We start from the raw sequence: 18,706 nt of genomic DNA, 5'->3' as shown, positions 1-18,706 counted from the left end.
TGGTCACGCAAACCAGTCTGTGTGCAAGAGGGGGGCGGGGTGATCAGGTGAGCTAGTGGTTTGGCGCGCCGCGGAGGGTCGACGCCGCGAGCAGGCCGGCAACTACCGCCAAAGCGCTGGCAAAGACAACAACACCAGCCCAGCCAAAACCGCCGAAGAAGAAGCCCCCGATCCAGCCAATCAGGCTGGAACCGGCGTAGTAGAAGAAGTTGTAGAGGCTCGACGCCTGGGCGCTGCCCAGCGCAGCAAGTCGTGGCGTCCACCCGGCAGCCACCGCGTGAACGGTGAAGAACCCGCCCGTGAAAATCACCAGACCTACGACAATCAGGGGCAGCGAATCGGTGAGCGTGATCAGCAGACCGATGACTATCACCGGGATCCCGGCCAGCATCACCCGAAGCCGGCCAAACCGGACGGCCAGGGTTCCGGCCACCCGGGAGGTGACGGTTCCGGCCAGGTAGGCGAGGAACAGCAGGCTGATCACCGCGACGGGGAGGCCGAATGGCGGGAGCTCAAGCCGGAAGCCGAGGTAGTTGTACACCGCGACGAACCCGCCCATCAGCAAAAATCCCTGGGCATAGAGGCCGAGCTGCCTCGGCGACCTGAGGTTGTGGACGATCCGTTCAGACAGCTTCGGTCCGATCCCCCTGACCACGGGGGTGAATCGTCGCGGCGCGGGGGCCAGCCACACGAAGGCCACGGCCGCCAGCGCTGCCATGAGGCCTGCGGCCAGGACACCGGCGCGCCAATCGAACAGGTCGGCCACCGGGCCCGCCACCAGCCGCCCGGACAGCCCACCGATGGTGGTCCCCGCAACATACGTCCCCGCGGCGACGGCGGCGTGTAACCGCTGCACCTCCTCGTTGAGGTACACCAGGGCGATGGCGGGGATGCCGCCGAGCGCTGTGCCCTCCAGGAACCGCAGCGCCAGCATCAGCTCGAAGGTGGGTGCCAGGGGAACCAGCAGCCCGAAGGCGACGGCGGCGCTGATGGCCCAGGTCATGGTGCGTTTGCGGCCTGCCCGGTCGGCTACCCAGGACCAGGGGATGACCGCCAGTGCGAGGCCGATGGTGGCGGCAGACACGGTGAGAGCTGCCTGCGCCGCCGAGATGGAGAAGCCGTCGGCGATGCTCGTGAGCACGCTCTGCACCGAGTACAGCTGGGAAAAGGTAGCCACTCCGGCGAAGAACAGGGCCCAGAGCATCCGGTTATACGCTCGGCTCCCTTTTGCATGACCGTCCCACGTCGCGGGCGGGGTCATCGCTCGCCTAAACCCGACGGTAGGTCAGATCAAAGATCATCCGGCCGGCCTCGTGGGCCTTGTTCTCGAAGCTGGTGAGGATTCGGCCGTCAAAGCGGGGGGCCCACCCGCCGCGGGTGTCGATTCCCTCATTGACTCCGGTGTTTCCGGTGCTGACGGGGTCTTTCCCTTCCCTGACCGGGGCTCCGCCGACCACCAGTTCCACCCCGCTTTCCCACACCTGGGTGAGGGGGCTGTCCGCGCCGGTGCGTTCTCCGTCGTGCGCGTTGGTGAAATCATCTGACGCGTCCAGGACGTCGCGCATCTGCACGGCGTAGTCGGACCAGTCGGTTGCCAGCCGCCAGAGGCCGCCCGGTGCGAGCACTCGTGCCGCGCCGTCGGCGAAGTCCGCTTTGACCAGGCGGCGCTTCCGGTGGCGGGTTTTGTGCCAGGGGTCGGGGAAGAATACCCAGAGTTCGCTGACGGATCCTTCCGGCAGCATGGTGGCGAGGGCCTCGGCAGCGTTGGCCTGCGCGATCCGAACGTTGGTGAGCCCCTTCTGCTCGATCCGCAGCAGGGTCTGGGCGAGGCCCGGTTTGTAGACTTCCAGCGCCAGGAAGTTGAAGTCCGGCTGCAGCTCGGCGGCGTGGGTGATCGCTTCGCCGAGGCCCGAACCGACTTCGACGACGAGGGGTGCGTCACGGTCGAACTCGGCTGCGGCGTCGAACCGGTACTCAGGATCCACTGAAGTGTCGGCCATGGTGCTGCGTGGGACGTCGACCACGAAGCCGTCGAGTTCCGCCCACGCCTGGCGGCGCCGGCCCTGGAGGCGCGATCCCCTCCGGACGAAGGAAACCGGCTGGGACAGGTGCTGCTCGGCTGGTGGAGTGGGGGCTGCTGGGTTAGTGCTCATTGTTCTAAGCGTATCCAAGCGAACGAAACGCGCCCGCAGTGAGTGTCAGAATGACCCCGCACGAGCGGGTCAATCCAACACTCTCAGCGGGCGCGTCCCAGAAAACGCGGCCCCAGGAAAACGGGGCCCCAGGAAAACGGGGCCCTGAATGAGGGAGCCTAGTGGTCCGACTCGGCTGCCGCGGCCGCTGCCGCCTTCTCAGCGTCCTTCTCGGCCCGCAGGGCCTCGGACTCGTCCTGCTCTTCGGCCTTCTCCTGGTGGATGACCTCCGCGAGGAGCTTCTCCATTTCCTTGGCAACCCCACCGGCGGAGGCAGGGTTCTGGCCGGTCACCAGACGCTCGTCGACAATGACCTTCTCCTCGAAGACACCAGCCGAAACATGGGTGGCACCCTGCTCCTCAAGGCGGTCAGCCAGGAAGAACGGAACGATCTTGTCCTTGTCGGCGGCGACTTCCTCATCGTTGGTGAACGCCGCAACGCGCTTGCCTTCGACCAGGCGCAGGCCATTCTCCAGCTCTACGTTCAGCAGGCCGGCGGGGCCGTGGCAAACGGCTCCGACCACTCCGCCAGCGTTGTACACGCTGGCAACAAGTTTCTGCAGACCCTCGCTGTCCGGGAAGTCCCACATGGTGCCGTGCCCGCCGACCAGGTAAACGGCGTCGTACTGCGAAGGATCAACGACGTCGACCCGTGCCGTGTTGTACAGGCCGGCCTTGGTGGTCTCGTCCTCGGTGAAGGCCACCTGGATCGGGTCGGATGTGTCGACCTCGTCGCGGGGCGGGACGCCACCCTTGATGGAAGCGAAGTCAACGAAGTGACCCGAATCCTTGAAAACCTTCCATGGGTGAGCAGCCTCGGCCACGTTGTAGCCGGTCTTCTCGCCGGTGTCGCCGAGTTCGGAAACGCTGGTCAGTACAAGTAGGACTTTTTTCATTGAGTGCTCCTCTAGTCGTTATTTCCACCCTAGGCGAGGAGCACTGGCAGCGCACCTCGCGCCGGGCGGTGCGCCCGGCCGGCCAGCGCTGCAGATACCGGCCAGCGCTGCAGATTCCGGCAGCCGCGGTAGTCATATTGGGCGCGGCTGCCGGTATCTGCAGCGGAGGCCTCAGTCAGCTCACGACGGCGGCCAGTTCGGCGATCCGCGCCAGCGCCAGCTGCGTGTACAGGGCTGCACCGTCGCCCAGCACATTGTCGTCGAACGTCGCATACGGAGAATGGTTGAAGGCACTCTTCAGCGGATCGGAGCCGGGCGTCGCCGCGGACAGGAAGACGAAACTGCCCGGTACCGCTGCCAGGATCCGCGAGAAGTCCTCCGATCCGCTCAGCGGCTGGGCCATTCTGCTGTACCGTTCCGAGCCAAACAGGTCGGCGATGACCGATTCCGCCCGCACCGTCTCGTCGTCGTCGGTGACGGTCAACGGATATTCGGTCGAGTAGTCAACGGTCACCTCAACCCCGTGGACGGCGGCAATGCCCGCCAGAAGCCGCGGGATCACGTGCTGCAGCTTTTCCCGGTTTGCCTCCGAGAACGTCCTGACCGTCGCCTCAAACATGGCCGACTCGGGGATCACATTGCGTTTGGTGCCGGCCCTGAGCACCCCAACGGTCACCACCACCGGATCGAACATGTTGAACTGCCGGGTAATCATCACCTGCAGGGCGGTCACCATCTCCGCTGCGGCGGTGATGGGATCCTTCGCCAGATGCGGGGCGGAGCCGTGCCCGCCGGCTCCATGCACGGTCACCGAGAGCCCATCCGACGCCGACATCAGCGTGCCGGGGCGCGTCGCCAACCGGCCATTGGATTCCAGCGCCGACATGACGTGCAGCCCATATGCGGCGTCGGGCAGCCGCCCGGCCACCTCGAGCACTCCCTCGCGGATCATCACCCCTGCGCCGTCGAACCCTTCCTCTCCCGGCTGGAACATGAGGACGACGTCGCCGGCGAGTTGAGCCCGCCGCTCGGCCAGGAGGGTGGCGGCACCGGCGAGCATCGAGGTGTGCAGGTCGTGGCCGCACGCATGCATGGCCCCGTCAATAGTCGAGGTGTACCCCACTCCCGTCTGCTCCTGGACGGGCAGGGCATCCATGTCTCCGCGCAGGAGGACCACCGGCTTGTCGGCTGACGAGTAGGCGCCCTGGCCACGGAGCACAGCGGTCACCGAGGTGGTGTCCCGGCCCAGGGTGATTTCGTAGGGCAGGCCGTCAAGAGCCTCGAGCACCTTCTCCTGGGTGCGGGGCAGCTGCAGGCCGATCTCCGGCTCCTGGTGCAGACGGTGGCGCAGGCGCACCAGGTCGTCCTGGATGCCGTGAGCTTCGGCGAGTACCGTCTCAGCGGAGTGTGTCATGGGTCCCCCGATAGCTGTGGTGTCAGTCACTTCCACCCACAGTCCACGGCCAAACCGCTCCCAACGCAAATCCAGGACAGCTTTCGCTGATAGAGTTGGGGTACTTGTCTGCGTGTCGGCTTGGTTGGGATCACTTCAACTGTGCTGGAAAACGATCGCAGCTTGCGTCGATGAACGCATTCTTTTGTCCCGCATTTGAGCTCCCAACATTGTGAGCGCGGTTGACACTGTCTGACTTTTCTTCGGCGAACCCCTCGCGTCAACCGATTCGTGGGGAAGATGAGAAGAAAGTTCGTGTACCTACATGACTACTTTTGCTGCACTCGGTGTGCCCAAGGCTCTGGTCCAAACCCTTACTGCCCAGGGAATCACCGAACCGTTCCCCATCCAGGTCAAAACCCTGCCAGACACCCTGGCTGGCCGCGACGTGCTTGGCCGTGGCCGCACCGGCTCCGGTAAGACCCTCGCCTTCGCGCTGCCCATGGTGGCCCGGCTCGCCGAGCAGGAAGCCGCCTACCGCCGGAAGCCCGGTCGCCCCCTGGCCCTGGTCCTCGCCCCGACCCGCGAGCTCGCCACCCAGATCAACGCCACCATTGAGCCGCTGGCCACAGTGCTCGGGCTCAACACCACGGTCATCTACGGCGGTGTCTCCCAAGCCCGCCAGGAGAAGGCGCTCCGCGCCGGCGTCGACATCGTCATCGCCTGCCCCGGCCGTCTTGAGGACCTGATGCGCCAGAAGCTCATCACCCTCGACGCCGTGGAAATCACCGTCCTGGATGAGGCCGACCACATGGCTGACCTGGGCTTCCTTCCTGTCGTGAAGAAGCTCCTGGACACCACGCCCAAGGAAGGGCAGCGCCTGCTGTTCTCGGCCACCCTGGACAACGGCGTGGACAAGCTCGTGCAGCGGTACCTGACCAACCCCTTGACCCACTCGGTCGATGACCCCCAGGCCTCGGTGACCACCATGGAGCACCACGTGCTGCTGGTCGGCGACCAGACCCAGAAGAAGCAGCTGATCGTTCAGCTCGCCTCAGGGAGCGGACGTCGTCTGCTCTTCATGCGTACCAAGCACCACGCCCGTAAACTGGCCAAGACCCTGACCGATGCCGGCATCCCGGCCGTCGATCTGCACGGCAACCTGTCGCAGAACGCCCGTGACCGGAACCTCGCCGAGTTCTCCTCCGGCGACGTGCGCGTTCTGGTCGCCACCGACGTCGCCGCCCGCGGTGTGCACGTGGACGACGTCGAACTGGTGGTCCACGTGGACCCACCCACCGAACACAAGGCATACCTGCACCGCTCGGGCCGTACCGCCCGCGCCGGTTCGTCAGGGACCGTCGTCACGATCACCCTGCCGGAGCAGAAGTCCGAGGTGCAGAAGCTGATGCGCGCCGCAGGCGTTGACGTCGCCTTCGAGAACGTGAAAGCCACCTCACCGCTGGTCGGCAAGCTGATCGGTGATGTCGCGGAGAAGATTGACCCCCGCACCCGGGCGTCGCTGGTCGCATCCCGCGAGGCACAGCGTGGGGGCGGTACCTCCACTGGAGCCAATGCCCAGCGCAAGCGCCGCGGCACGGCAGCACCGTCAACGGGTGGCCGCGGTGGACGTGGTGGACGCGGACGCGTTGCAGCCGAGCCAGGTAACCGGTCAGACCGCCGGCAGGATCAGCCCCGCGGAGCCCGCTTCGGCGGCCAGACCGGCGCTTCGGCTGGCGCAACCACCGGCGGCGCACGCCGTCGCGACGACGACCGTCCAGCCGGCTCAGGCAACGGTGGCGGTAACCGCACCCGTCGTCCCGCCAGTGGCGCCCGGGCAGCCGACGTCGCTCCGCAGGGCAAGTCCGCTCACCGCTCCAGCACATCAGGGGCCAAGCAGGAGCCAGGCAACCAGCGCAACCACACCCCGTCGACCGGTGCCGGACGTCGCCCGTCAGGGCCGCGCCGTGCCAGTGCACCTGCATCAAACGATCGCCGCAGCAACTAGCTGGCAGCCCTAGCTGGTAGACGCTGAACCGTCGACAAACAAACAGTGCCCTTCCCCATGCGGGAGGGGCACTGTTTGTTTGTCGGGAGGGCCGCCCATGGACCTAACGTGCGCAATGAAGGAAGATTGAAACCATGAACGCAATACTGAACGTCATCTGGCTGATTTTCGGCGGCATCTGGCTAGCCCTGGGATACGTCCTCGCCGGTGTGATTTGCTGCCTGCTGATCGTGACCATCCCCTTCGGCATTGCATCCTTCAGGATCGCCGCCTACGCCATCTGGCCCTTCGGCCGCACGATAGTGGACCGGGGCGGCCGAGCATCAACCCTGTCGACGCTCGGCAACGTCATCTGGATTGTTGTCGCTGGCATCTGGCTGGCCATCGGGCACGTCCTGACCGCCATTCCCATGTTTATGAGCATCATTGGGATCCCGCTCGGCATCGCGAACCTGAAGATGATCCCGGTTTCGCTGACACCGCTTGGCAAGGAAATCGTCGAGACGCGCGGTACCAGGGTCCCGCAGCTCCGCTAGCTACTCCGCGGCGCCGCGCAGGAAAGCAGCCATCAGCGGCCCGCCGGACGTCGAGCCCAGGTCGCCTTCCTCCACGAACACCGCGACCGCGAGGTCACCCTGCAACGCAACGATCCACGCGTGGGTCCGCGGTGGGTCCTCGTTACCAAACTCGGCGGTACCGGTCTTGGCGAGCACCGGATCGCCCGGCACATCGGCCAGCACCGTGGCGCCGCCTTCGGCCACGACGGCGGCCATCATGGTTTGCAGCGTTCCCGCCTCCTCGACGGTGAGTGCACCGGGCGTCCCCGCCGGCGACGGCGACGAGTCGGCCCCGGTGACATCCCCGGCCGGATCGGCGGCGAGCAGGGTCGGGGTGACACGCTCACCTGCCCCCACGCTCGCGGTCATGACGGCGAGGGCCAGGGGCGAAACGAGGACCTCCCCCTGGCCGATCATCGACGCAGCGTGGGCGGTGCCTTCTGCAGTTTCGGGCACCGAACCGAAGAACGCTGGAATACCGATCGACGCTTCGACCCCCACGCCGAGATCTGCAGCGGCGGCCGCCAGTTTTTCCTGCGAAACGACGTCGCGGGTGGCAATGAAACCGGTGTTACAGGACTGGGCGAAGGTCTGCAACAGCGGGATATCGCCAAGGAACGCTGCAGGGTAAGTGCTGGCGTTGTTGAAGGACCGGCCATCGACCACCAGTTCCTCGGTGCACTGGGTGGAAGATTCCGGGGTAAACCCTTCGCGGAGCAAGGCCAGCGAGGTGGCAACCTTGAACGTCGACCCGGGGGCGTACTGACCCAACAGTGCGGTCTGCAGACCGGCACTGCCGGGGCCATTGGCGACCGTGAGGATCTCACCGGTGGAGGGACGCACCGCAACGATTGCGGACGCCGACGGTTCCTCCTCAAGCACCTCCTCGGCAAGGGCCTGCAGCGACTGATCAACGGTGATGTTCAGGGGCTCACCAGCCACCGGATCCTTCTCGAAGAGGGGCCGGGCTTCGACGCCGTCGGCCGGCTCAGCGGGGGTCGCCGTGATGGTCAGGCCGGGGGTGCCGGCCAGCTGGTCATTGTGCTGCAGCTGCAGGCCGGACAACCCGGTGACGTCCCCGGCTTCCAGCTCGGCGCCGGACTGCTCAATCAGCTCCGCGCTGGCCTGGCCCACCGACCCCAGCAGCTCCCTGGCGAAGGTGCGGGTGGGGGCGAGGGCAAGTTCGTCAGGGAGGGCCAGGACGCCGGGAACGGCGTCGAGCTCGTCATCCGTTATGGTGCGTGAGGCGTCATCGCGCAGGACGATCGCCTCCACGAAAGCCTCCGGACCCGCCCCTTCCACCTGGCTGGTGAAGGCCGCCGGGTCCACTCCGACAAGGCCGGCGAGGTCCTGCGCGGATCCTGCGAGCTGCTCTTCCTCGAGCTGGGTTTTGTCGAGACCGATGCGGAGGACTGGACGGTCAGTCACGAGCACCTCACCGTCGGCGCCGAGGATGTCACCGCGGGCCGCCGGGACCGACGAGGTCGCCAATACTTCGCCGGCAGCCAACCCCTCAACTGCGACAGCCGGATCCCAGACCACCTGCCACACGTCGTCGGTTCGCGACAGCTCGACGGTGGTGGAGTAGGTCCAGTCCTCGTCGCTTTCATCGACATCCCACACGTGGTTTAACTGCGCGGTGGCCTGGTCTTCGGAAGCGGACTCCACCTCGCCGACGGAGACCGACGGCGTCAGCGGGTTGAGGGCGGCGGTGATGGCGGCAAGGTCCGTATTGACCGTCTCCACCGACCCGGTGGTGAACGCGGAGCCGGCGACATCGAGGGTGCTGAGGCCTTCGGCGAAGGCGGCGGCGGCGTCGTTCGCTGTCGGACGGTCATCGGTGCAGGCGGTGAGACCGAGGGCAAGCGCTGCAACGGCCAGGACAGCTGTGTGACGTGTGAAGTTCCCCATTGAGTCATTATTACGTACCCGCGGAGTCGCCGAGGTCCCACCGGCAGTCACATTCGGATGACACTGCGGTCGAAGTGCCGGGGAGCACCCGACCAGAGGTTAGGGTAACTAGAAGTTATCGAAGCACGGAGCTGCCGAGCCGCTCTGAAAGGATCCCCGTGGGCACTTCCGTCGTTGACGACCAGCAGTATTCGCCGACGGAAGCGGGCGCGGGATTGTGGTGGCTGGCAGGTGCTGGGCTGGCCGTGGCAGCAGCCGTTGGGAGCTACCTGGTCGCCAATAGCGGCGAAGATCTGGCCCAGCATGTCGGGAACATCAGCCTCCTCCTCTTCAGCCTGGCGGCCGCCGTCAGTTGCGCCGTCGCCGCATGCCGCGACAAGGAATCCGCCAAAGCCTGGTGGTTGCTGGCGACGGCGACGCTCGTCTGGTTCGGCGGCATGGCGGCCTGGACCTATTTCGGGGTGACCCGCGACCACCTGTATCCCTTTCCTTCGGTAGCCGACATTGGGTTCATTGGCTACGCCATACCGGCAACAGCCGCCCTCTTCTTCTTCCCTCGGCCGCCAGCAACGCTGGTGTCCGGCCTCCATACGCTGCTGGACGGTGGGGTGATCGCAGCAACCGTCCTGTTCATCAGCTGGGCGACGGTCCTCGGCCCCGCCCACAGGTCATCCAGCCAGGGGGTCGAAGGCCAGCTCACCGCTACCTCCTACCCGGTGGTGGACGTCATCATCATTTCCCTGGTGCTCGTGCTGGGGATTCGGCGGCCGGTCGGCGACCGGCTCCGGTGGTTCTGCATGGGCGGCGGCCTGCTGGTGCTGGCCATCACCGACAGCGTGTACGTACGGCTCACGTTCGAGGGCGTCACCGGCGTCACCGGATCGCCGCTCACGATCGGCTGGATGCTGGCCTTCACGCTGATCGCCGTCGCACCCCTGGTGCCGCGCCGGCCAAGAACTGGCGCCGACCGGCACCGCTACGCCGTCGCCCTGGAGCTGGTCCCCTACGCTCCAGTGGTGGTCGCGATCGTCGTCGCCGGATATACGGCAGTCGACGGTACGTATCCGGTCCAGCTGGGGATCGGCGTCGTCGCCCTTGTCTTGCTGGTGATCCGCCAGGTCCTGATCGTCGTTGCGAACGTCACGCTGACCCGCGGATTGGCGGATCAGGTGGCCGCGCGCACAGCGGAACTGGAGGGTCTCGGCGCGATCGTGACGTCGTCGTCGGACGCCATCTTCGGCTGCACTCCCGACGGCAAGATCGTCAGCTGGAATCCCGGTGCGGAAAGAGTTTTCGGGTATCCAGCGGCGGACACTATAGGCCGGGACAAGGGTTTCTTCGTCCCGGCGTCGGCACATGCAGCGAATGACGCCGCGCAGGCACTCGTGGCAGCCAGCGGTGAGGGCCATAGTTTCGAAACGGAGCGTTTACGCAGCGACGGCTCAGTAGTGCAGGTCGCAATGACCATATCCCCGGTGTTCACGGATGGGGTGATGCGTGGGCTGGCGACAATTGCTCAGGACATCAGCGAGCGGCGCGCGGCGGAGACCGAGTTGCTCAATGCCCGGGAAGCCGCGCTCGAGGCGACCCGGCTGAAATCCGAATTTCTGGCGACCATGAGCCACGAAATCCGGACCCCCATGAACGGGGTGATCGGACTGACCGGGTTGTTGCTGGATACGCCACTGGATTCGACCCAGCGGCAGTATGCCCAGGGTGTCAAGGGTGCCGGCGAGTCCCTGCTGCTGCTGATCAACGACATCCTCGACTTCTCGAAACTCGAAGCCGGCCGGATCAACCTGGAGATGGAATCCTTTGACCCACGCACCCTCATCGACGAGGTCGCTGGCCTCCTCGCGGAGGGTGCGCGGCAGAAGAACCTGGAGCTGATTGCATACTGCCTCCCCGAGGTGCCAGCGCAGCTGATTGGCGACGCCGGCCGGATCCGGCAGGTGCTGCTCAATCTGCTCTCGAACGCGGTGAAGTTCACCGCGGCCGGAGAGATCGCCATCCGGGTGTATCGCGAGGACCCAGCCGACGCGTCCGGTGACGGACGGCCGACGATCCGGTTTGAGGTGCAGGACACGGGCATCGGGGTGGAGGCCGCCGACCACGAGAGATTGTTCGAATCCTTCGCGCAGGCCGATGCCTCAACAACCCGCAGGTATGGGGGGACGGGGCTGGGCCTCGCCATTTCGCGTCGGCTGACTGAGGCGATGGGCGGGACCATTGGGGTCGCCAGCACCCTGGGGGCTGGCAGCACCTTCTGGTTCACGCTGCCGCTGGAAGGATCCCTGGTCCCCGCAGCACCCGAATCCAGTCTGCTCGACGAGCTGAAAGTGCTGGTGGTCGACGATAACGCAACCAACCGGCTGGTCCTCGAATCGCAGCTCGGGTCCTGGCGGATGAAGGCAACTGCCGTCGACAGCGGTGAGGCGGCGCTGGAACGGCTATCCGCAGCAGCCCACGCCGGAGAGCCTTTCGACATCGCGGTGCTGGATATGCGTATGCCGGATATCAACGGGATCGACCTGGCTGAGGCAATCAGCAGCCACCCCGAGCTGGCTGCCACCCGGTTGATCCTGCTCACCTCCATCGGGCATATCGACCGCGACCGGCTCGCCGCTGCCGGAGTGTCTGAATGGTTGACTAAACCGGTTCGCAGCTCGGCGCTCTACGACCGGCTGATGCATTTGATGACCCACACCGACGCTGAACCGGTAGCGGAAGCCATCCACTCCCGCACCGTCCAGCTACAGGATGCCCAGGATGGTCCGAATGTACGCATCCTGGTGGTTGAGGACAATGCGGTGAACCAGCTGGTCGCGGAATCGATGCTCCTGAAGCTGGGGTACCGGGTGGACCTGGTGGGCGACGGCGCCGAAGCGGTGAAGGCTACCTCCCACGAAACCTACGCGGCGGTCCTGATGGACTGCCACATGCCGGTGATGGATGGGTTCGAAGCTACCCGTGCCATCCGCGGCCGTGAGGGTGCGCACCTGCCGATCATCGCCATGACCGCTGGCGCGCTTAGCGAGGATCGTGAACGGTGCCGCGCCGCGGGAATGGATGACTACCTCGCCAAACCGGTTGATCTGGCGCTGCTGCAGACCACTCTGCTGCGCTGGGTGCACACCCCCGGCGTGCCAGCGCCGGCGGTCAGGGCGCCAACCCTTCCAGCGTCGCCGCCCGCGGCAGCAGCAGCGGAACCCGGTCCCGCTGCCACACCGCGGCAGGTGGTGGATCCAGCCCGGCTGGAGCTACTCCGCGGGCTCGGCGCAGCCGACGGATGGGGAGTGCTGCCCGCTGCAGCAGCCGCCTTCCTTGAAGGGGTCCCCGCCGATCTGGCCGCGCTTAGACGGGCAATCGAACAGGGGACAGGGCTGCGGGACGCGGCGCACAAGCTCAGGGGCGCTGCCGCCAACATTGGCGCCGACGGCGTCGCGGCCCTCTGCGGCGAACTCGAAAATGATGCGGTTGCCGACGCGGAGACACACCCTGCAAGGATTGAAGAGCTGGCGGCAGAACTGGAGTTGGTCTCCCTGGCCCTGGCCGACTCCGTGAGAGGAGCCCCATGAAGGTGATGGTGGTCGACGACGACCCGGGATCATTGATGGTCGCCAAGGCTGTGGTGGAACAGGCTGGCTACGAGTGCCTGTCGGCAACCAACGGGGACGCCGCCTGGGACCTGTTCCAGCGGTATCAGCCCCAGGTGGTCGTCACCGACTGGATGATGCCCGGCATGAACGGGCTGGAACTGTGTAAGGCAATTCGCAGCGCCGAGGAGGACACCTACACCTACCTGGTCCTGCTCACGTCTTTCGGCTCCCAGGACGCCGTGCTGGCGGGGATGGAAGCCGGCGCCGACGACTATGTCACCAAACCGCTGGATCCCTTCACGCTTCGCACCCGACTGCTGGTGGCGCTCCGCGTGACCGCGCTGCATTCTCAGCTTGGAAAGTACCGGCAGGAACTCACCCGGCAGGCGAGAACCGATCCGCTCACCAGGGTCGACAACCGGTTGAAACTGACCGAAGACCTCGAACTCCTGCATAACCGGAGCCAACGCTACGGCGGACAGTATTCCCTGGCGCTGTGCGACGTCGACTACTTCAAGAGCTTCAATGATCTGCAGGGGCATCCGGCGGGTGATGAAGCGCTGAAGGCGGTAGCCAGGACTCTCACCCAGCTGTCACGGGACACCGACGGTGTGTACCGGTACGGCGGCGAGGAATTCCTGCTGATCCTGCCCGATCAGGGCGCGCACGACGCCGAGGTTGCGGTTGAGCGGATCCGCTCGGGGATTGAGTCACTGGCCATTGCGCATACCGGCAACCCGTTGCGGGTGCTGACAATCAGCGCCGGAATCTCAACCTTCACCGCTGACCATGCGGTGAGCAGCGGACAACTTCTGAAGGAAGCCGACGACGCCCTGTACTCGGCGAAGGCGGCCGGCCGGAATCGGGTCGCCAGCTCGCTCCGGACCGGCTAGGGGCAGCCCGGCCCGGAGCGTGCGTGGCCCTACTCCGCCCGGGCCTGCCTGATCAGATCCGCGCACCGTTCGCCGATCATCATGGTGGTGATGTTCGGGTTCACGGTGGTGAGTTCCGGCATCACCGATGCGTCTGCGACGCGCAGCCCGGTCACGCCTTTCACCCGCAGCTGAGGGTCAAGGGGTGACAGCTCATCGGCCGCGGCTCCCATCCGCACCGTACCGGCGGGGTGGTAGACAGTGTTGTGGGTTTTCCGGATATAGTCGGCAATTTCCTCATCAGTCTGCACGTCCTTGCCCGGGTACAGTTCACGTCCTGCCCACTCCGCCATGGCCGGCTGGGCGACAATGTCCCGAGCCTTCCGGATACCGGCGATCATCACCCGCATGTCGTGGGGATCGGTGAAATAGCGAGGATCCACCATTGGTTTGTCCCGGTAGTCACGGCTGCGCAACCGGACCGTTCCGCGTGACCGGGCATGCGTGACATTCGGGGTCAGGCAGAACCCGTTGTCGGTGGTGGGGTACCCGTGCCTCAGGGTGTGCATGTCGAAGGGTACAGAACCGTAGTGGAACATCAGGTCGGGCCGGTCCAGTCCGTCTTCAGTGGTGGTGAAGATACCAATTTCCCACCACTGGGTGGACGTTTCAGGCATCGGCTGCTTGGCTTCCCACTGGATGACACCCTCAGGGTGGTCCTGGAGGTGTTCGCCCACCCCGGGGGAGTCCACCCGGACGTCGATGCCGTGCGCTGCGAGGTGCTCCGCCGGGCCGATGCCCGACAGCATGAGCACTTTCGGAGAATCGATGGCTCCAGCCGACAGGATCACTTCTGACCGTGCGGTGAGCGCGTGGGTCCGCCCGAAGGAGGAGTCAACGACGTCGACGCCGGTGCACCGGTTGTCCGCGTCGAACCTCAGTTCCCGCGCCCGCAGGCCGGTAAGCAAGGTGAAGTTGGGCCGTTCCATGATCGGGTGGATATACGACACCGAGGACGAAGCGCGGGTGCCGTCGGCCTGCCGGTTGATCTGGAAGAAACTGGCACCATTGATCACCGTCGCACCCGTGTTGAAGTGGACCCGTGGGATACCAGCCTGCTCACAGGCGTCAAGCAGTGCCTTGCCCGAAGGGTCCGACGCCGGAATGTTCATCAGGTGCACGGGTCCCGCATCACCGTGGTGCGGAGCGTCCGGACCGGCGTCCTCGTTGGTTTCCAGCCGCTGGTAGAGGGCATAGGCGGTATCGGAGTTCCAACCCTCCGCCCCGAACTTCGTTTCCCACTCATCGATGTCCTCCCGGGGCGCCCAGAAGGCGATACAGGAGTTGTGGCTGGAGCAGCCGCCCATCACCTTGGCGCGGGCATGCCGCATGAAGGAGTTACCGTTTTCCTGCGGCTCGATGGGGTAGTCCCAGTCGTATCCGGATTCCAGCAGTTCCATCCACCGGTCAAGGCGGAGGATCTGGTCAACACCCCGGTCGTCGGGGCCCGCCTCGACCAGCGCTACCTGTACGGTCGGGTCCTCGCTCAGGCGGGCCGCTACGGCGGCGCCAGCCGAACCGCCACCCACGACGATGTAATCGAATGCTGTCTTCTCGAAGTGGCCAGTCGCTGCTATTTGATCAGACACGGTTACTGCTCCTCTTTACGGTCCGCAAACCAGCCGGTGACCTGCGGATCGATGTTGTGGTAAATGTGCTTGGCCTCCTGGTATTCGGACAGGCCGGTCGGCCCGAGTTCACGTCCGACACCTGACTGCCCGAACCCGCCCCACTCGGCCTGCGGCAGGTAGGGGTGGAAGTCGTTGATCCAAATGGTGCCGTGGCGCAGGCGCCTGGCGATCCGCTGGGACTTCCCTGCGTCCTGGCTCCAGACCGCTCCGGCGAGACCGTAATGGGTGTCATTGCCGATCGCCACGGCCTCCTCCTCACCGTTGAACGTCTCGACAGTGACCACCGGGCCGAAGGCCTCATCGACTACCACCGACATGCCCCGCTTGACCTGGTCGAGCACCGTCGGGGTGTAGTAGAAGCCCTTTTCCAGGTCCCCGGTGCCCCAGGTGCCGCCGCAGCGCAGCCGCGCCCCCTCAGCGACGCCCTTGTCGACGTAGCTGGTGACCTTGTCACGGTGAGCCGCGGAGATCAACGGACCGGTTTCTGCGTTCTCATCGAAGGGACCGCCGAGCTTGATCAACTGTGCGCGCCGCACCAGTTCATCGACGAAGCGTTCAGCGATTGGTTCCTCGACGATCAGCCGGGCACCGGCCGAGCACACCTGTCCCGAGTGCACAAACGCAGCGTTCAGCGCGTTGTCCAGGGCAGCGTCAAAGTCGGCGTCGGCGAAGATGATGTTGGGATTCTTGCCCCCGAGTTCCAGTGCCACCTTCTTGACGGTTGCCGATGCAGCTGCGGCAATCCGTTTGCCGGTTTCAAGCCCCCCGGTGAAGGAGACCAGGTCGACGTCGGCGTGCTCCGAGAGCGGCGCCCCGACGGTGGCCCCGGCGCCGAGTACCAGGTTTGCCACCCCCTTGGGCAGTCCGAGCTCGTCCAGCACGTCCATCATGAGCATGCAGGTGTGGGGGGTGAGCTCGCTGGGCTTGAGAACGAAAGTACAGCCGGCCGCCAGCGCGGGGGCAATCTTCCAGGCGGACTGCAGCAGCGGATAGTTCCAGGGCGAGATCAGGGCGCAGACGCCGACCGGCTCGTACTCGATCCGGCTGACCACTGCGGCGTTTCCGGGGTCCACCAGCCGGCCCTGGTTCTGACCGGCGAGCTTCCCGAAGTAGGTGAAGCAGCCAATGATGTCATCCATGTCGATCTCACTCTCGACCAGACGCTTCCCCGTATCCATGGTTTCGGCGCGCGCAAACTCGGCCTTGCGCTCCCGCAGGCGGGCAGCAACTTTCAACAGGAAGTCACCGCGCTCGGGTGCGGGAACGGCGGCCCACTCGCCACGGTCGAACGCCGAGCGTGCGGCAGCGATGGCTGCAGCGGCGTCGTCGGCGGTCCCTTCGGATACCGTGCCCACCAGTGCGCCGTCAGCCGGGCAGTGGATCTCCCGGGTACCACCGTCCGAAGCGGGTACCCAGGTGCCATCAATAAACAGTGTTGCGGTACTCATGAACGCTCCTCGGGGTTGGTGAAATCGGATTCCCAGTTGTCCGAGGCCAAATGATCCTCGGTGATTGCGGTGTTGCCGGGCGAGGCGCGGTTGCTGTGCAGGAATTCCAGATGTGTCTCGTAGTGATCCAGCACATCGGTGATGACCTGCTCCTTGGTGTAGCCCAGGAGGTCGTACCCGTTGCTTCCCTCGAGGGAGAAGACTTCCATGCGGTAGTACTTGTCCGCCGTCGAGGCGCTCCTCAGCGCATAGGACGGAGTGTCGTACTGCACGGGGTAGACCTGGTACTTGAACGCGCGTTCGCTGCCCAGGCTGACCGACAGGTCTACCTGTCCAACCCCACCCGGACCAGCGTTGCCGGCGGTCAGGGTGACGTCGGCGCCCTGCGCGGCGAGTTCATCGTGAACCTCCTGGAGTGCGGGAAGGGCCACCTCGTCGATGAACCGCTGGGCCTGTTTGCGTCCCGGATAGGTCAGGACATGGGCGAGTCGTTGGCGCCAACTGCGGCCACCGCGGGCTTCGCTACCGGATCTGCTGGAGATGATCCCCGGTAGGGAAGTCCGGTAACTATCCATCCGCGAGCTTTCCACTTTCAGAGCCTTGTAAAGCCCGTACATGATGAACAGCAGCAGGATGGAAAGCGGCAGCCCCATTACCACCGTCGCGTTTTGGAGGGTCAGGACCCCGCCGACGGACAGCATGGCGAGGGTGAGGGCACCGGTCACCAGCGCCCAGAACACCCGGAGCCACTTCGGGCCGTCGGAGTTGGCGTCCTTGAGGTGGGAGGTGAAGTTGGCCATCACCAGCGCACCGGAATCGGCGCTGGTGACGTAGAAGAGCAGACCCGTGAAGGTAGCAATCGCGATGATCAGCGGAGCCATTGGATACTGTTCCAGCAGTCCGTAGAAGGCCCGCTCCGGATTGTTCATCCCCACTTCGCCGAACTCGGCGTTGCCGCCCATCACAATGTCCAGTGCGCTGTTACCGAAGATCGAGATCCACAGCAGGATGAACGTGAACGGCACGATCATCACGCCCAGGACGAACTGCCTGATGGTGCGGCCTCGGGAAATGCGTGCCAGGAAGAGTCCGACGAAGGGTGCCCAGGCGATCCACCAGGCCCAGAAGAACAGCGTCCACCAGCTCAACCACTCGTCGGGACGGTCATAGGCGAACGTATCCATGGTCATGCCGGGGAACTGGCTGAGGACGTCGCCGGTGTTCTGGATGATCCCGTCCAGCAGGAAACTGGTCTTGCCGGCGACGAGGATGAACAGCATGAGGGCGGCGGCCAGCAGCACGTTCAGCTCGGACAGGCGTCTGATGCCCTTTTCGACCCCCGACACCGTTGAAACCACTGCCATCACGACGGCGACGGCGATGAGACCGATCTGGACTGCGAGGTTTTCCGGCAGCCCGAACATGAGGGTCAGCCCGTAATTGAGCTGCACGACGCCGATGCCCAGGGACGTGGCGATGCCGAAAATGGTGCCGAGCAACGCTGCAATATCCACGGTGTGTCCGATCGGGCCTTCCACCTTCTTCCCGAAGATGGGGTACAGCGCCGAACGGATGCTGAGGGGCAGATTGTGGCGGTAGGCAAAAAAGCCAAGAGCCAGACCCATCAGGGCATACAGTGCCCAGCCGGTAATCCCGTAGTGGAAGAGGGTCCAGACCATAGCCTGTCGCGCGGCTTCAACTGTTTCACCCGAGCCCTGGGGCGGTGCAAGGTACTGGGTGATTGGCTCAGCCACCGAGAAAAACATCAGGTCGATGCCAATGCCGGCGGCGAACAGCATCGAAGCCCAGGTGAACATGCTGAACTGTGGTTTGGAGTGGTCCGGCCCGAGCCTGACCTTCCCGACTCTGGAAAGCGCCGCGACCAGAACGAAAATGACCACGAGGGTGACGATCAGGAAGTAATACCAGCCCATGTTGACTGACACCCAGGTGACCAGGGTGCCAATGACTGCTGCGGCGTTTACCGGGGCGACGATGGCCCAGACGGTGATTGCCAGAATGCCGACGGCCGAGCCGATGAAGACCGTCTTGTTGACTCTGGTTTTGGGTTCTGAATTCGGCTCGCCGGGGGAGTCCGGCCGTGCTTTGATCTCTTGACTCATCATCTGCCTAATCGTT

At 65.1% G+C, this 18,706-nt stretch carries 12 protein-coding genes; 4 read left to right on the top strand and 8 right to left on the bottom strand.

The window, feature by feature from the left end; all coding sequences use genetic code 11:
* Window positions 1–52: 52 nt before the first annotated feature.
* The 4 genes from DDA93_RS07515 to DDA93_RS07500 all read right to left on the bottom strand — a co-directional run bounded on the left by DDA93_RS07515 (window position 53) and on the right by DDA93_RS07500 (window position 4,502).
* A complete protein-coding gene (locus DDA93_RS07515; protein ID WP_116778409.1) occupies window positions 53–1,204 on the bottom strand; it encodes an MFS transporter in 1,152 nt (383 codons plus the stop codon).
* Window positions 1,205–1,268: 64 nt separating this feature from the next.
* Window positions 1,269–2,153: a tRNA (guanosine(46)-N7)-methyltransferase TrmB gene (gene trmB / locus DDA93_RS07510; protein ID WP_116778408.1), complete on the bottom strand. Its 885-nt coding sequence runs from the start codon at window positions 2,151–2,153 to the stop codon at window positions 1,269–1,271.
* A gap of 158 nt (window positions 2,154–2,311) precedes the next feature.
* Entirely contained in the window at window positions 2,312–3,088 is a 777-nt protein-coding gene (locus tag DDA93_RS07505; RefSeq protein WP_116778407.1) for a type 1 glutamine amidotransferase domain-containing protein, read from the bottom strand.
* A gap of 175 nt (window positions 3,089–3,263) precedes the next feature.
* Entirely contained in the window at window positions 3,264–4,502 is a 1,239-nt protein-coding gene (locus DDA93_RS07500; protein WP_116778406.1) for a M20 family metallopeptidase, read from the bottom strand.
* Window positions 4,503–4,806: 304 nt separating this feature from the next.
* Here DDA93_RS07500 and DDA93_RS07495 point away from each other — a divergent pair, with 304 nt between their 5' ends.
* Window positions 4,807–6,489: a DEAD/DEAH box helicase gene (locus DDA93_RS07495; RefSeq protein ID WP_116778405.1), complete on the top strand. Its 1,683-nt coding sequence runs from the start codon at window positions 4,807–4,809 to the stop codon at window positions 6,487–6,489.
* A 134-nt stretch (window positions 6,490–6,623) separates the two neighbouring features.
* Window positions 6,624–7,025: a YccF domain-containing protein gene (locus DDA93_RS07490; RefSeq protein ID WP_019482188.1), complete on the top strand. Its 402-nt coding sequence runs from the start codon at window positions 6,624–6,626 to the stop codon at window positions 7,023–7,025.
* Here DDA93_RS07490 and DDA93_RS07485 read toward each other — a convergent pair whose 3' ends face one another.
* Window positions 7,026–8,957 carry a penicillin-binding transpeptidase domain-containing protein gene (locus DDA93_RS07485; RefSeq protein WP_116778404.1) on the bottom strand — a complete coding sequence of 644 codons (1,932 nt, stop codon included), beginning with the start codon at window positions 8,955–8,957 and terminating at the stop codon, window positions 7,026–7,028.
* 158 nt (window positions 8,958–9,115) lie between these two features.
* Here DDA93_RS07485 and DDA93_RS07480 point away from each other — a divergent pair, with 158 nt between their 5' ends.
* Complete coding sequence (locus DDA93_RS07480) at window positions 9,116–12,535, top strand: response regulator (RefSeq protein WP_116778403.1); 3,420 nt, start codon at window positions 9,116–9,118, stop codon at window positions 12,533–12,535.
* Window positions 12,532–13,449 carry a diguanylate cyclase gene (locus DDA93_RS07475; RefSeq protein ID WP_116778402.1) on the top strand — a complete coding sequence of 306 codons (918 nt, stop codon included), beginning with the start codon at window positions 12,532–12,534 and terminating at the stop codon, window positions 13,447–13,449. The genes DDA93_RS07480 and DDA93_RS07475 overlap by 4 nt, the downstream gene beginning before the upstream one ends.
* 29 nt (window positions 13,450–13,478) lie before the next feature.
* On the opposite strand, the gene DDA93_RS07470 is transcribed toward DDA93_RS07475, so the two are convergent.
* Genes DDA93_RS07470 through betT form a run of 3 tightly spaced genes read right to left on the bottom strand, consistent with a single transcriptional unit; the run spans window position 13,479 to window position 18,693 of the window.
* Window positions 13,479–15,077, bottom strand: coding sequence for a GMC oxidoreductase (locus DDA93_RS07470; protein ID WP_207771319.1), 1,599 nt, complete (start codon window positions 15,075–15,077; stop codon window positions 13,479–13,481).
* Between the two features lie 2 nt (window positions 15,078–15,079).
* Window positions 15,080–16,567, bottom strand: a complete 1,488-nt coding sequence (locus tag DDA93_RS07465; RefSeq protein WP_116778401.1) for an aldehyde dehydrogenase family protein — start codon at window positions 16,565–16,567, stop codon at window positions 15,080–15,082.
* A complete protein-coding gene (gene betT, locus DDA93_RS07460; protein WP_116778400.1) occupies window positions 16,564–18,693 on the bottom strand; it encodes a choline BCCT transporter BetT in 2,130 nt (709 codons plus the stop codon). Before betT ends, DDA93_RS07465 begins: the two co-directional genes overlap by 4 nt.
* Between the last annotated feature and the right edge of the window lie 13 nt (window positions 18,694–18,706).

It is taken from the genome of Arthrobacter sp. Bz4, assembly GCF_003075455.1.
Classification (GTDB): Bacteria; Actinomycetota; Actinomycetes; order Actinomycetales; family Micrococcaceae; genus Arthrobacter_D.
Note: the sequence above shows the minus strand (reverse complement) of the source record. Positions and strands in the feature narration are given on the sequence as shown.

Excerpts from the sequence above, each read along its gene's own strand:
- DDA93_RS07515 (WP_116778409.1), bottom strand. The coding sequence starts at position 1,204 with ATGCTCTGGGCCCTGTTCTTCGCCGGAGTGGCTACCTTTTCCCAGCTG.
- trmB (WP_116778408.1), bottom strand. The coding sequence starts at position 2,153 with ATGAGCACTAACCCAGCAGCCCCCACTCCACCAGCCGAGCAGCACCTG.
- DDA93_RS07505 (WP_116778407.1), bottom strand. The coding sequence starts at position 3,088 with ATGAAAAAAGTCCTACTTGTACTGACCAGCGTTTCCGAACTCGGCGAC.
- DDA93_RS07500 (WP_116778406.1), bottom strand. The coding sequence starts at position 4,502 with ATGACACACTCCGCTGAGACGGTACTCGCCGAAGCTCACGGCATCCAG.
- DDA93_RS07495 (WP_116778405.1), top strand. The coding sequence starts at position 4,807 with ATGACTACTTTTGCTGCACTCGGTGTGCCCAAGGCTCTGGTCCAAACC.
- DDA93_RS07490 (WP_019482188.1), top strand. The coding sequence starts at position 6,624 with ATGAACGCAATACTGAACGTCATCTGGCTGATTTTCGGCGGCATCTGG.
- DDA93_RS07485 (WP_116778404.1), bottom strand. The coding sequence starts at position 8,957 with ATGGGGAACTTCACACGTCACACAGCTGTCCTGGCCGTTGCAGCGCTT.
- DDA93_RS07475 (WP_116778402.1), top strand. The coding sequence starts at position 12,532 with ATGAAGGTGATGGTGGTCGACGACGACCCGGGATCATTGATGGTCGCC.
- DDA93_RS07465 (WP_116778401.1), bottom strand. The coding sequence starts at position 16,567 with ATGAGTACCGCAACACTGTTTATTGATGGCACCTGGGTACCCGCTTCG.
- betT (WP_116778400.1), bottom strand. The coding sequence starts at position 18,693 with ATGATGAGTCAAGAGATCAAAGCACGGCCGGACTCCCCCGGCGAGCCG.